The organism is Pleomorphomonas sp. T1.2MG-36 (assembly GCF_950100655.1).
GTDB lineage: Bacteria > Pseudomonadota > Alphaproteobacteria > Rhizobiales > Pleomorphomonadaceae > Pleomorphomonas.
Genome location: NZ_CATNLY010000012.1, coordinates 780,687 through 793,595 on the forward strand (window position 1 = coordinate 780,687; position 12,909 = coordinate 793,595).

General features: G+C 64.5%; 8 protein-coding genes. 6 read left to right on the forward strand and 2 right to left on the reverse strand.

What is annotated here, in order from left to right; all coding sequences use genetic code 11:
- Positions 1-281: 281 nt before the first annotated feature.
- Positions 282-1,178, reverse strand: a complete 897-nt coding sequence (locus QQZ18_RS10545; RefSeq protein ID WP_284540836.1) for a MurR/RpiR family transcriptional regulator — start codon at positions 1,176-1,178, stop codon at positions 282-284.
- Between the two features lie 577 nt (positions 1,179-1,755).
- On the opposite strand from QQZ18_RS10545, the gene iolG reads away from it, so the two are divergent.
- From iolG to QQZ18_RS10575, 6 genes are all read left to right on the forward strand, one after another.
- Positions 1,756-2,751 carry an inositol 2-dehydrogenase gene (gene iolG, locus QQZ18_RS10550; protein WP_284540837.1) on the forward strand — a complete coding sequence of 332 codons (996 nt, stop codon included), beginning with the start codon at positions 1,756-1,758 and terminating at the stop codon, positions 2,749-2,751.
- Positions 2,752-2,879: 128 nt separating this feature from the next.
- Positions 2,880-3,743 carry a MurR/RpiR family transcriptional regulator gene (locus QQZ18_RS10555; RefSeq protein ID WP_284540838.1) on the forward strand — a complete coding sequence of 288 codons (864 nt, stop codon included), beginning with the start codon at positions 2,880-2,882 and terminating at the stop codon, positions 3,741-3,743.
- 154 nt (positions 3,744-3,897) lie between these two features.
- Positions 3,898-5,829, forward strand: a complete 1,932-nt coding sequence (locus QQZ18_RS10560) for a bifunctional 5-dehydro-2-deoxygluconokinase/5-dehydro-2-deoxyphosphogluconate aldolase (RefSeq protein ID WP_284540839.1) — start codon at positions 3,898-3,900, stop codon at positions 5,827-5,829.
- A gap of 74 nt (positions 5,830-5,903) precedes the next feature.
- Entirely contained in the window at positions 5,904-7,757 is a 1,854-nt protein-coding gene (gene iolD, locus QQZ18_RS10565) for a 3D-(3,5/4)-trihydroxycyclohexane-1,2-dione acylhydrolase (decyclizing) (RefSeq protein ID WP_284540840.1), read from the forward strand.
- Positions 7,758-7,782: 25 nt separating this feature from the next.
- Positions 7,783-8,610, forward strand: a complete 828-nt coding sequence (gene iolB, locus QQZ18_RS10570) for a 5-deoxy-glucuronate isomerase (RefSeq protein ID WP_284540841.1) — start codon at positions 7,783-7,785, stop codon at positions 8,608-8,610.
- Between the two features lie 81 nt (positions 8,611-8,691).
- Entirely contained in the window at positions 8,692-10,236 is a 1,545-nt protein-coding gene (locus tag QQZ18_RS10575; RefSeq protein ID WP_284540842.1) for a CoA-acylating methylmalonate-semialdehyde dehydrogenase, read from the forward strand.
- 250 nt (positions 10,237-10,486) lie between these two features.
- Here the strand turns inward: QQZ18_RS10575 and QQZ18_RS10580 are convergent, their stop codons facing one another.
- The gene (locus QQZ18_RS10580) at positions 10,487-12,874 is read right to left on the reverse strand and encodes a methyl-accepting chemotaxis protein (protein ID WP_284540843.1); all 2,388 of its coding nucleotides are present in this window, start codon (positions 12,872-12,874) and stop codon (positions 10,487-10,489) included.
- Positions 12,875-12,909: the final 35 nt, after the last annotated feature.

Below are 12,909 nucleotides of genomic sequence, written 5' to 3' on the forward strand. Positions count from 1 at the left end.
TTCTCTCCCAGTATCCGCACCGGCACGGGCCTTCGGCCGACCGGGCTGTCGTTTGCCAAACGCTTCGTCCGAACCGGACGTCAGGTCATCGCGCGGGCTATCCTCATCGCCCGACAAGACCATGGAACACGCATTCCGCCCCAGCTCCGTTCCAAGAGCGAATCTTCAGCGCCAGGGACAAGCGTCGATCGCGAACCGGAAACGTTGGAACAATCCGATCCATGACGACGATCAAGCCCGAAGGCTCGTCAATTTCTGATCTGATTATTCCCTATTTCATTTCATTCGGTATGTAAATTCTGTTTCTCGCGACCTCGACGAAGGTCGGCCACCGACACTGTCAGCGCCGTGGCAACCGTAAGGGTGGCCGCCAGCGACCTGAATCCCTCGAAATCGGCCTCCACGATCTCGAACCAGGCGCCGTTCTCCGGCACCAGCGGACTGAACGGACTGTCGGTAATCACCACCAGAGGCACGCCCTGCAGAGCGACCTGCCGCATGTGATCGACCGTGGCGGATGCGTAGGGCGTGAAGCTGATGGCAAAGGCAGCGTCGCGAGGACCGGCGAAATTCAGGATCTCGCGGTCGATGCCGAGGGGAGACCCCACCAGCACGGTACGGACTCCCAGCTTTCCGAAGGCGTAGGCCATGTAGGAAGTGATGGGGTAGGAACGACGCTGGGCCAGGAGATAGATGGTTTCCGCATCGGCGAGAATGCGGGCGGCCTTTTCCATGACGGCCGGATCGATGCGCTCGCAGACACGCTCGACGGAACGGATCGCAGCCTTGCCGAATCCGTCCAGCATGGCCGCTGTGACGGGGCGACCGGACGAATGGGTGGAGAAGGCATCGAGACGCTCGTCGTAATTGGTCGGGCGATCTCGCAACCGCTCCTGAAACACGACCTGGAGCTCCGAAAATCCCTTGTATCCCATGGCCTTGGCGAAGCGAACAAGAGTCGAGGGCTGCACCTTGGCGGCGGTGGCTATGCTCGCCACCGTACCAAACGCGATCTCGTCGGGCGACTCGACGGCATAGGCGGCCACCTGCGCCAGCCGGCGCGGCAGCTTGTCGCGTCGTTCGACGATGATGTCGCGCAAGGCCCGGAACTCCTGCGGAGGCGTCCCGACACCCTCGGCGTCCTCGAAATCCATCGGTTCGCTATCTTCTTCGCTCATCCCCACATCGCTCCAGTCGAATTGGACGTTTCAAGCCCGTTCCATCGTTCCAACCGATGTTAGCCTATCCACCCTTTGTTGGCATCGACAAAGAGGCAGCCGGACGTTTCGGCACGCTACACCATGCGGTTGCCGGCGCCGGCTCATCCCTACAGGCTAGCGGCTCTCCCACCGGGCAACGAAACCGGTCATGAAGTTGTACCCAACTACTTAAAATAAAACAGAAATACCCCGTCCCGGCACGCGGGCGGACTCGCAATTCCGACACCGCCCGAGCCGGCACCTTCGACCAAATGGTAATGATCCGGATGTCCGCGACGGGTCGATTGAGCCGGGAAGGTCTTGACGGGGCAATAAAATGGAACTTAAATTCCATCTCGAAAATAGACTGTTCCATATCATCCACAAAACGCGTCATAAAGCTCAGCGCGGAGGAGTTGGAGCAGGCTTGCGACGGCCAATCCGAAAGGGATTGTGACTCGTTTTCACCTTTTGGCGCGGCGACGGGCAGACGCAATCAGCCGGCGGGGAAATCCGCGATGCCCCGGCGGAAACTGTCGAGGGAGAGAGCTCAATCATGACGCTGAGATTTGGACTGCTGGGCGCCGGGCGCATCGGCAAGGTACATGCTGGCGCTGTCGCCGCCACCCCGGGTGCGAAGCTGGTGGCCGTGGCCGACGCCCTGCCCGAGGCAGCGGCCTTCATCTCGAAATCGTCGGGCGCCCAGGTGCGGACGATCGACGAGATCATGAACGCCAAGGACGTCGACGCGGTCCTGATCACCACGCCGACCGACATGCACGCCGACATGATCGAGCAGGCGGCACGCGCCAAGAAGGCGATCTTCTGCGAAAAGCCGATCGATCTCGATGTCGCGCGCGTGCGCCGGTGCCTCGATACCGTCGCCAAGGAGAAGGCGGCGCTGATGATCGGTTTCAACCGGCGCTTCGATCCCAACTTCATGGAAGTGCGGGCCCGCATCGACGCCGGCCAGATCGGCGCGGTCGAAATGGTGTCCATCACCTCGCGCGATCCCTCCCCGCCGCCGGCCACCTATGTGGCGCGCTCGGGCGGCATGTTCCGCGACATGACCATCCATGACTTCGACATGGCGGCCTTCCTGCTCGGCGAGGATCCGGTCAAGGTGTTCGCCGTCGGGTCGAGTCTGGTTGATCCCGAAATCGGCAAGGCCGGCGACATCGACAGCGGCTCTGTCATTCTCACCACGAAGTCCGGAAAGATCGCCCAGATCTCCAACTCGCGCCGTGCAACCTACGGCTACGACCAGCGCATCGAGGTACATGGCTCGAAGGGGATGGTGCACGCCGAAAACCTGCGCGCCACCACCGTCGAAGTGGCGAACGCCGAGGGCTATTGCCGCGAGCCTCTGCTGGACTTCTTCATGACCCGCTACACGCAGGCTTACGCCAACGAGATCGCCGCTTTCATCAAGGCGCTCGAGGCCGGCAAGCCGATGCATCCCTCGGGCGAGGACGGCCTCAAGGCTCTCGCCATGGCCGATGCGGCGGTGAAGTCGCTGAAGGAAGGCCGGCAGGTCGAGATCGTCTACTGAATGGCCGACGGCCGGCGGTGACGCCGGCCGTCTTCCCCGGTTCGGCCGGATGTTCGCACCCGCCGTCTTCGACGGACTCGTGCGTCGAAATCGCCCATTGGCAAGGCCCTGCCACAAAGGGACCCCGTATGCCCAGTCCAACGAACCAGTCGGGCGACCTCCAACCCGCGCGGGCGGCGCTCACCGGCTATCAGCCGCTGAAGGAGGAAATCGTTCGTCGGCAGAAAACCCTGCCCAAACGCCTCCTCCAGATCGCCGCTTTCGCCCTCGACCGCCCCGACGAAGTCGCCTTCGGAACGGTTTCCTCGATCGCGAAACATGCCGGCGTACCGCCGTCGGCCATCATCCGCTTCGCCCAGCATTTCGGCTTCGACGGCTTCGTGGAGATGCAGCGCCTCTTTCGCGACCGGATGCGCGAGCGCAATTCGGAGTACGAGGAGCGCCTTCAATCGCTGAGCCGCGGCGTCGACCCGACCGACGACGCAGGCAAGACGCTGGAGGGATTCTTCGCGGCCGGGCGCCGGTCGATGGAAAGCGCGCTCCAATCCGTCAGCCACGAGGTGTTCTCGGCGGCGGCATCCGTCCTTGCCGACGGCGAGACCATCTATCTCCTGGCACGACGCCGCTCGTTTCCGATCGTCAGCTACATGGCCTATTCCTTCGGCAAGCTCGGACTGCGCTGCGAACTTGCGAGTTCGCCGATGGGAGTCGACAGCGACCTGCTGCAGTTCGCCGGCCCCAATGACGCCGCTCTCGTCGTCAGTTTCTCGCCCTATGCCTCCGAAACCGTCGCACAGGCCAGGGCCCTCCGGGAGCGGGGGGTCCCGCTGGTCTCAGTGACGGACTCACCATTCTCCCCTATCGCCGCAATTTCGAACGTTTGGTTCGAAGTTGTCGAAGCGGACTATGGAGGCTTCCGCCCGCTGTCGGCATCGATGGTGCTCGCCCTGGCGCTGTGTGTGGCGGTTGCCGAGAAAAAACAGTGGGATTGACGACCCCGCTTGGGCGGAGCGCCGAAAACGCGCACTGCTCCGGGATACTACGTTGGTAGTAGAACAATAATTTCATCGACGTTTTTGATCGGAACGTATATTCTTATTGCAAAAGCGCGACATGGCGTAACGACGAAAGCCCTGCGAGGAAAAAATGACAGACACCCCCAGCGCGGCCAAGACACTCGACCTCATTGCGATTGGCCGGGCCTCGGTCGACCTCTACGGTCAGCAGATCGGCACCCGCCTTGAGGACATCGGCAGTTTCGCGAAATCGGTCGGCGGATGCCCGGCCAACATTTCCGTCGGAACCGCCCGTCTCGGCCTCAGGTCGGCGCTGGTGACGCGGGTCGGCAACGAGCAGATGGGGCGCTTCATCCTGGAGCAACTCGCACGCGAGACCGTGGACACCTCGGGCATCGTCGTCGACAAGGACCGTCTGACCGCCTTGGTGCTGCTGGCCGTGGAAGACGAGGGCGTGTCGCCGATGATCTTCTACCGCTCCGACTGCGCCGACATGGCGCTATCGGAGGATGACGTCGACGAGGCGCTGATTGCCCGCAGCCGGTCGATCGTCGTCACCGGAACGCACTTCTCACGCCCGCATTCCGAGGCGGCGCAGCGCAAGGCGATCGCGCTTGCCAAGAAGCACGGCGCCAAGGTGGTGATCGACATCGACTACCGGCCAAACCTCTGGGGCCTCGCCGGCCACGACGCCGGCTTCGAACGCTACGTCAAGTCGGATCGCGTCTCCGGGCTTCTGCGCACCGTGCTTGCCGACTGCGACCTGATCGTCGGTACCGAAGAAGAGATCATGATCGCCACAGGCGCCGACAGCGTCCTGGCGTCGCTGAAGTTGATCCGGTCGATGAATGCCGGCGCGACCATCGTTCTGAAGCGCGGCGCCATGGGCTGCATCGTCTACGACGGGCCGATTTCCGACGATCTTGAGGACGGCATCGTCGGCAAGGGCTTCCCGATCGAGGTGTTCAACGTGCTCGGGGCCGGTGACGCCTTCATGTCGGGCTTCCTGAGGGGATGGCTGAAGGGCGAACCGCTCGCCACTTGCGCCACCTGGGCCAACGCCTGCGGCGCCTTCGCGGTGTCGCGCCTTCTTTGCTCGCCGGAGTATCCGACCTGGGAGGAGCTCAGCCACTTCCTTGCCCACGGCAGCAGCGAGCGGGCACTTCGCAAGGATCCGTCCCTCAACCACATCCACTGGGCGACGACCCGTCGTGGCAGCTATCCGACGCTGATGGCCCTCGCCATCGACCACCGCAGCCAGATGGAGGATCTGGCGCAGGACGCGGAGATGCTGAAGCGCATCCCCGATTTCAAGGTGCTGGCCGTAAAAGCGGCGCGGCGTGTGGCAGCCGGTCGCCCCGGCTTCGGCATGCTTCTCGACGACAAGTACGGCCACAAGGCGCTGTTCGCCGCTGGGGCCGGCAAGGGGCTGTGGGTCGCCAAGCCGATCGAGCTGCCCGGCTCGCGACCGCTCAAGTTCGAGTTCAGCCAAGACCTCGGCGGCCGATTGGTCGAGTGGCCGCTTGAGCACTGCATCAAGGTGCTGTGCTTCTATCATCCCGACGATCCGGCCGACCTCAAGGCCGAGCAGACCGCCAAGCTCCTGACCGCCTATGAGGCCGCGCGCAAGGTCGGTCGCGAAATTCTGGTCGAGATCATCGCTTCCAAGGTCGGGCCAATCGAAAACGACACGGTGGCCAGGGCCTTGACCGAACTCTATGCCGCCGGTCTCAAGCCGGACTGGTGGAAGCTTGAACCGCAGGCGTCCGAGACCGCGTGGCGGGCGATCGATGGCGTGATCAGGCGCAACGACCCCTATTGCCGCGGCGTGGTACTCCTGGGACTGGAGGCACCGATCGAAGCGCTGAAGCAGGGATTCGCGGCTGCCAAGGCGGCGCCTTGCGTCAAGGGGTTCGCCGTCGGCCGCACCATCTTCGCCGACGCCGCCAAGCGCTGGCTCAACGGCGAGATCGACGACGAGGCAGCCATCGCCGACATGGCGCGGAAGTTCGGCGCCCTGGTGGATGTCTGGCTGTCGCTGGACGCCTCACGGGTGGCTTGATCGACATCGGATTGACAGAGAAACGAGAAGGGGCCGGCCGCAACGACGACGGCGCCCGCTTCGGGAGGAAGAACATGGCAGGCAAGACAGTGCGACTGACGGTGGCGCAGGCGACGGTACGTTTCCTCGTCAACCAGAAGACCATCATCGACGGAGAAAAGCTGCCGATCTTCGCCGGCTGCTGGGCCATCTTCGGTCATGGCAACGTGGCCGGGCTGGGCGAGGCGCTCTACCAGGTTCGCGACCGGTTTCCGACGCTGCGCGCCCATAACGAGCAGGCGATGGCCCTGTCGGCGATCGCCTTTGCCAAGGCGTCCTTCCGCCGCCGCTTCATGGCCTGCACCACCTCGATCGGCCCCGGCGCGCTTAACATGGTGACGGCCGCTGCCGTCGCCCACGTCAATCGCCTGCCGTTGCTGCTGCTGCCTGGCGACATCTTCGCCAATCGCCGGCCTGACCCGGTGTTGCAGCAGGTGGAAGACTTCCAGGACGGCACCGTGTCGGCCAACGACTGCTTCCGTCCGGTCTCCCGCTATTTCGATCGCATTCAGCGGCCGGAACAGCTGATCCTCGCCTTGCAGCGGACCATGCACGTGCTGACCGACCCGGCCGAGTGCGGCCCGGTGACGCTCTCCATGTGCCAGGACGTGCAGGCCGAAGCCTATGACTGGCCCGAAAGCCTGTTCGAGGAAAAGGTATGGACGCCGCGGCGCGTCCGCCCCGACGAGACCGAACTCGCCGCGGCCATCGCCCTCCTCAAGTCGGCGAAGAATCCGATGATCATCGCCGGTGGCGGCGTGCTCTACTCCGAGGCCTCGGCCGAGCTGGCCGCCTTCGCCGAAAAGCACCACATCCCCGTCGCCGTGACGCAGGCCGGAAAGTCCTCCATCGACGAAACGCACCCGCTGTCCCTTGGCGCCGTCGGTGTCACCGGTACCTCGGCGGCCAATGCGCTCGCCGCCGATGCCGATCTGGTGCTGGCCATCGGCACCCGCTTCCAGGACTTCACCACCGGCTCGTGGGCGCTGTTCAAGAGCGGCGATCTCAAGATCGTCGCCCTCAACGTCGCCAGCTACGACACCACCAAGCACAATGCGGCGCCACTGGTTGCCGACGCAAAGGTGGGACTTGGCCTGTTGTCGCAAGGCCTCGGCGGATGGAAGGCGTCGCGCGTTGCCGAACGCGCCACCGCCGAAAAGGCGAAGTGGCTCCAAGAGGCCGACAAGGCGCTGGCTCCGACCAACGTCGAGAAGCCGTCCGATGCGCAGGTGATCGGCGCAGTCGCGCGGACGCTCGGCGGGCCTCAGACGGTGGTCGTCTGCGCCGCCGGCGGACTGCCCGGCGAACTTGACAAGCTGTGGGTGCCTTCCGTGCCGGGCAGCTATCACCTGGAGTACGGCTTCTCCTGCATGGGCTACGAGATTGCCGGCGGCATCGGCGTCAAGATGGCCAACCCCGACAAGGAAGTGGTCGTCATGGTCGGCGACGGCTCCTACATGATGATGAACTCCGAGCTCGCCACATCGGTCAGCCTCGGCCAGAGGCTGACGGTTGTGCTGCTCGACAATCACGGTTTCGGCTGCATCAATCGGCTGCAGATGGCCACCGGCGGCGCCAACTTCAACAACCTCTGGCAGGACTGCGCCATGCAGGCCCAGCCGAATATCGACTTCCGCGCCCATGCCGAAAGCATGGGAGCCATCGCCGTCAAGGTGTCGTCGATTTCCGAGCTTGAAACGGAACTGGCGAAGGCCAAGACCGCAGACCGCTCCACGGTGATCGTCATCGACACGGACCCGCTGGTCACCACCGATGCCGGCGGACACTGGTGGGACGTGGCGGTGCCGGAGACGTCGCCGCGCAAGCAGGTCGCCGGGGCGCGCGAGGCCTACGAGGCCGCCAAGCGCCTCCAGCGCATCTTCGACTGAGGCCGCCGACGCGAAGGAGAATACCATGCCCAACTCTCATCTCCGTGTCCGGCCGAAAGCCGGCCATGGCCTGGTCAGCGAAGTGACGCCGCAAAGCGCCGGCTGGTCCTATGTCGGGTTTGCCCTCAATCGTCTGGCGGCCGGCAGCGGCCTTGTGGCGGATACCGGCAAGCGCGAGGTCTGTCTGGTGCTGGTGTCGGGCAAGGTTCGCCTTGCCATCGACGGCAAGGACCTCGGCGAGATCGGCGAGCGGATGAGCCCGTTCGATGGCGCGCCCTGGGCGGCCTACGTACCACCCGGCGGGCGTTACGAGCTAACGGCCACCACGGAGGCCGAGGTCGCGGTCTGCTCGGCTCCCGGCGCCCCCGGCTTTCCGGCAAAGCTGATCCCGCCGGGCACGCATGAGCAGATCACGCGCGGCAAGGGCTCCAACACCCGGCTCGTCACCAACATCATGCCGGAGAACGACGGTTCGGCCCATGCGCTGCTGGTGGTCGAGGTGATCACGCCCGGCGGCAACACCTCCAGCTACCCGCCCCACAAGCACGACCAGGATGACATTCCGGCGGAAAGCCATCTTGAGGAGACCTACTACCACCGCTTCAACCCGCCGCAGGGTTATGGCTTCCAGCGCGTCTACACCGACGACCGCAGCCTCGACGAGGTCGTGCTGCTCGAGGACGGCGACGTCGTCATGGTGCCGAAAGGCTACCACCCGGTGGCGACCATCCACGGCTACGACAACTACTACCTCAACGTCATGGCCGGCCCGAAACGGGTCTGGAAATTCCACAACGAACCGGCGCACGAGTGGCTGTTCACCGGGCTGGGCGCCCCGACGGCTTCGCGCTGACCAAACCGGCAAGAGTTCCCGTCGCCCGAGCATCGGCTTGAAGGCGACCGATATCCCGAGACAAGTCCTACGGAGAAGATCATGAACATGGAAATCCTGAAGCACCAGTTCGGCAAGGTCGAGCGTCTCAGGTACCTCGTCGACAACGAGTGGCGGGTGTCGAAGACCACCAAGTACATGCCGGTGATGGACCCTTCGACCGGCAAGCAGATCGCCGAGGCACCCTGCTGCACGCAGGAAGAGGTCGACTCGGCCGTCGAGGCCGCTGCGCGCGCCTTCCCGGCGTGGCGCGATACGCCGATCCCGACGCGCATCCAGTTGATGTTCCGCTTCAAGCAGTTGCTGGATGCCCATCTCGACGAGCTGACTGAACTGCTCGCCACGGAGAATGGCAAGGTTCTGTCGGAAGCCAAGGGCGACGTTCTCAAGGCGATCGAAGTGGTCGAATGCGCCTGCTCGACCCATTACCTGATGCAGGGCGACACCTGCATGAACGTCTCGACCGGCTATGACACGGTCTCGTTCCGCGAGCCGCTCGGCGTCTTCGCCGCCATTGCGCCCTACAACTTCCCCGCCATGATCCCCATGGGCTGGATGATCCCGTTCGCCATCACCACCGGCAACACCGTGGTTCTCAAGGCCGCGTCGATGGTGCCGCAGACGGCGAGCCGCATGCTGGAGTTGCTGATCGAGGCCGGCTTGCCCAAGGGCGTCGTCAACCTCGTCACCTGTTCGCGCGTCGAGGCCGACAGCCTCCTCGTGAACCCGGCCATCAAGGGCGTCGCCTTCGTTGGTTCGACGTCCGTGGGCCTGCACATCTACAAGACCGCCGCCGCCAACGGCAAGCGCGTCCAGGCCCTGACCGAGGCCAAGAACCACGCCCTCGTCCTCGAGGACTGCGTGCTGGAGCGCACGGTGCGCGGCATTATCAACTCGACCTATGGCTGCGCCGGCCAGCGCTGCATGGCGCTGCCCGTCGTTTGCGTGCAGGAGAGCATCGCCGACGAGTTCGTGGCCATGTTCAAGAAGCTCGCCCAGGAACTGAAGCTCGGCCCGGCCTATGTCGCCGGATCGCAGCTCGGCCCGGTCATTTCCCAGGGCCAGAAGGAGTCGATCGAGAAGGCCATCCAGCGCGGCGTCGACGAAGGCGCGACGCTGGTGCTGGACGGTCGCGGCGTCAAGGTGCCCGGCTATGAGGGCGGCTATTTCGTCGGCCCGACCATTCTCGATCACGTCGGCCCCGGCAACTACGCCGGCGACGAGGAGATCTTCGGACCGGTGACGTCGATCAAGCGCGTCAAGGATTTCGAAGAGGGCCTGGCGATCATGAACGCCAACCGCTTCGCCAACGGCTCCTGCATCTACACGACGTCGGGCCGCCACGCCCGCGAGTTCGCCAAGCGGACGGACGGCGGCATGGTCGGCATCAATGTCGGCATTCCCGTTCCCTTCTCCATCTTCCCCTTCTCGGGCCACAAGCAGTCGTTCTTCGGCGACCTGCATACGCTGGGCAAGGATGGCGTCGCCTTCTTTACCGAGACCAAGTCGGTCACATCCGTCTGGTTCTCCGAAGAAGACGCCAAGAAGGCCGTCAGCACCTGGGACGGCACGCTGACCCGTAGTTGACCAACGAGGGGCGGCGGCTTCCTCCACCGCCTCCCCCCTAAAGGCGCCACTCCTCCGGCGCAGGCCGGCCCTCCCCCAAGGGCCGGCCATTTTCGTGCCCCGGCATAGCCTTGTCCAAGTCCGACGGACGACCGTTGAAACGTGAAAGCCGCCCGATCAGGACGGCTTTCTGTTTCTCGGGCGGCTTTGTTGGTCGATCGACCGGCGCGGTGGCTTTCACTCGCCACCCACCCGTCGGTTCCCCATCCGCCTATGCCGCCATGACGCGGTCTATGAAGCCCTCGACCGCGTCCCTCAATCGGCCTGCCTGCTCGTTCATGTCGTTGGATGCGGCCGAAACCGCCGACGCGGACTGCGACGTTTCCCCCACCACCCGGGTCAGAGCTTGCGTTTCCTCCGTGACCGCCCGGGTCCCGGCCGCCGCCCTCTGGGCATTGCTGGAAATCTCGGACGTCGCCGTACCCTGCTCGGTGACGGCGCTCGAAATGATCATGGTGGTACGATCGACGTCGACCATGATGTCGGAAATCGAACGGATGGCGGTCACCGCCTCGGCGGTGGAAACCTGGATGGCCGCAATCTGGGTGGCGATCTCCTCGGTGGCGCTGGCGGTCTGACCGGCAAGGTTCTTGACCTCCGAGGCGACGACGGCAAATCCCTTGCCCGCTTCGCCGGCGCGCGCCGCCTCGATGGTGGCGTTGAGAGCGAGAAGATTGGTCTGCTCGGCGATGGCCTTGATCAGCGTCACCACATTGCCGATCCGCTCGGCCGCCTCGGCCAGACTGCCGATGGTCGCGTCGGTACGACGTGCCTCTTCCGATGCCCGACGCGCGACCAGGGTGGCGTTCTCCGTCTGGCGAGCAATCTCGGCAATGGAAGCGGAAAGCTCCTCGGCCGCCGCCGCCACCGTCTGAACGCTGACCGACGCCTCACCCGACGCCTCGGCGGCGCTGGTGGCTCGGGAACTTGCCTGCTCGGCAATCGAGGCGAGCGCATGCGCGGTTTCCTCCATCTGGTCGGCATTGCCCGAGACGGAGCTGAGCATGGTGGCAATCTCCTGGCGGAAGCCCTGGATAAGGCTTTCGATCGCCTCCTGCCGAGCCGTTCTCTTCAACTGTTCGGATTCCGCTTCCGAGGCGAGGCGATGGCGTTCGATGGCATTGTCCCTGAACACCTGCACGGCCCTCAGCATGTCGCCGATTTCGTCGCGCCGGCTGTTGTTGCCGAGATCGACGTCGGTGTCGCCCTTTGCGAGACGCGCCATGGCGCGGGTCAATGAGACGATCGGCCTCGACACGAGCTTGGACATTCCGATGCTTACCGCAAGCGCCAGCAGCAGGGTGGCCGCTGTTATCACCGCCATGAGGACATAGGAGGACGTACGGCTGTTGGCAGCGGCGACGGCATGCTGGTCGCTGACCGAGCGGATGGCCGACACCGCGGCGGCGGCATGCTGGGCCGATGCGTCGCGCGCCGCGGCAAAAGCCTTGGTGCCGACGACCAGATCGGCAAAGGCGGCGCCGAAACTCTGGATATCGGCCGAGGGATCGGCCAGTCCGCTGGTGGCAACGGCCTTGCCGGTCTCGACCGCGGTGGCCAGCATGGACTGGACGCTGGCCTCGTTTTCGGCGGTCGGTTCGAGTTTGTAAGCCGCCGTCTGGATGGTGAGGCTATCGGCGGTATAGCTGAGGGTGATTCCCTGGTCGAAGGTCGTGTTCGCTTTGGCCCGATCCTCGCCAGCCCGCTGGGCCGCAGCCTCCGCCGCCTTGCCAAGATCCCGGGCGGCCGCGACGACGGCTTCGGTTCCCCCGACAAAGGTGTCGATGCCGGAATCGGCCTGGAGTCTCAGCCCCTCGACTTCGGTGGCATCGGTCGCCCTCACCATCGAACCCATGATCTTGGCAAGCTCGTTGATCGACTTCGATGCCAGGCGCATCGGGTCGCCGATGGCGTCCGAACTGGCAAAATCATAAATGCGGCCGATGGCGGCTTTCGCCTGATCGACCGCCTCCTTCGCGGCGGCAATGTCCGCATTGTTGCGGCTCGACACGTATCGGACCAGCGATGTCCGGGCCCTGACGGCCAACACCTGCCCCTGATAGGCCAACGCCAGGAACTCGGAAGCTTCGCGCACTTTCGCCTGCTCGGCCGCCGCGAGTTGTTCCATTTCCTGCGACTTCATTTTCGCATCCGCCTGGAGCTTGTGCGCGACCCAGCGAAGGGCGGAAACGGACTTGTCGGCGTTCCCCCAGGCAGTGGCAGTGTCAGCCGAAGCCTTGACGAGCGCGTCGATCGATTGCCTGAAGGCTCCGATGGCCTCGCCTGCCGACTTCAGCGCCGGGTCATCCGCTTCACCAAGAGCGGCAATGTCGGCGGTTACCCGGTCAAGCAGACCGCCAGCGCTTTCCGCAGCGTCGGGACTTCGGGTCACGATGAAGCGATTGACGGCGTCGACCGCTCCACCGACCTCGGCGACCGCGACCGACGACCGCGAAGTCAGGTCCAGGGCGACGCCCAGACGGCTGAGTCCGAATGCACCAGCTCCGCCGACCACGGCCGCCATCAAGGCAAGCAAGACGAGGCTTGCTGCGATTTTTCGACTGATGGACTGCCTGGCGAGCGCTTCTCCACGCTTCATTGTTCTTCCTCCCAATTCGGACGGCCAGACATGCG

Excerpts from the sequence above, each read along its gene's own strand:
- QQZ18_RS10545 (WP_284540836.1), bottom strand. The coding sequence starts at position 1,178 with ATGAGCGAAGAAGATAGCGAACCGATGGATTTCGAGGACGCCGAGGGT.
- iolG (WP_284540837.1), top strand. The coding sequence starts at position 1,756 with ATGACGCTGAGATTTGGACTGCTGGGCGCCGGGCGCATCGGCAAGGTA.
- QQZ18_RS10555 (WP_284540838.1), top strand. The coding sequence starts at position 2,880 with ATGCCCAGTCCAACGAACCAGTCGGGCGACCTCCAACCCGCGCGGGCG.
- QQZ18_RS10560 (WP_284540839.1), top strand. The coding sequence starts at position 3,898 with ATGACAGACACCCCCAGCGCGGCCAAGACACTCGACCTCATTGCGATT.
- iolD (WP_284540840.1), top strand. The coding sequence starts at position 5,904 with ATGGCAGGCAAGACAGTGCGACTGACGGTGGCGCAGGCGACGGTACGT.
- iolB (WP_284540841.1), top strand. The coding sequence starts at position 7,783 with ATGCCCAACTCTCATCTCCGTGTCCGGCCGAAAGCCGGCCATGGCCTG.
- QQZ18_RS10575 (WP_284540842.1), top strand. The coding sequence starts at position 8,692 with ATGAACATGGAAATCCTGAAGCACCAGTTCGGCAAGGTCGAGCGTCTC.
- QQZ18_RS10580 (WP_284540843.1), bottom strand. The coding sequence starts at position 12,874 with ATGAAGCGTGGAGAAGCGCTCGCCAGGCAGTCCATCAGTCGAAAAATC.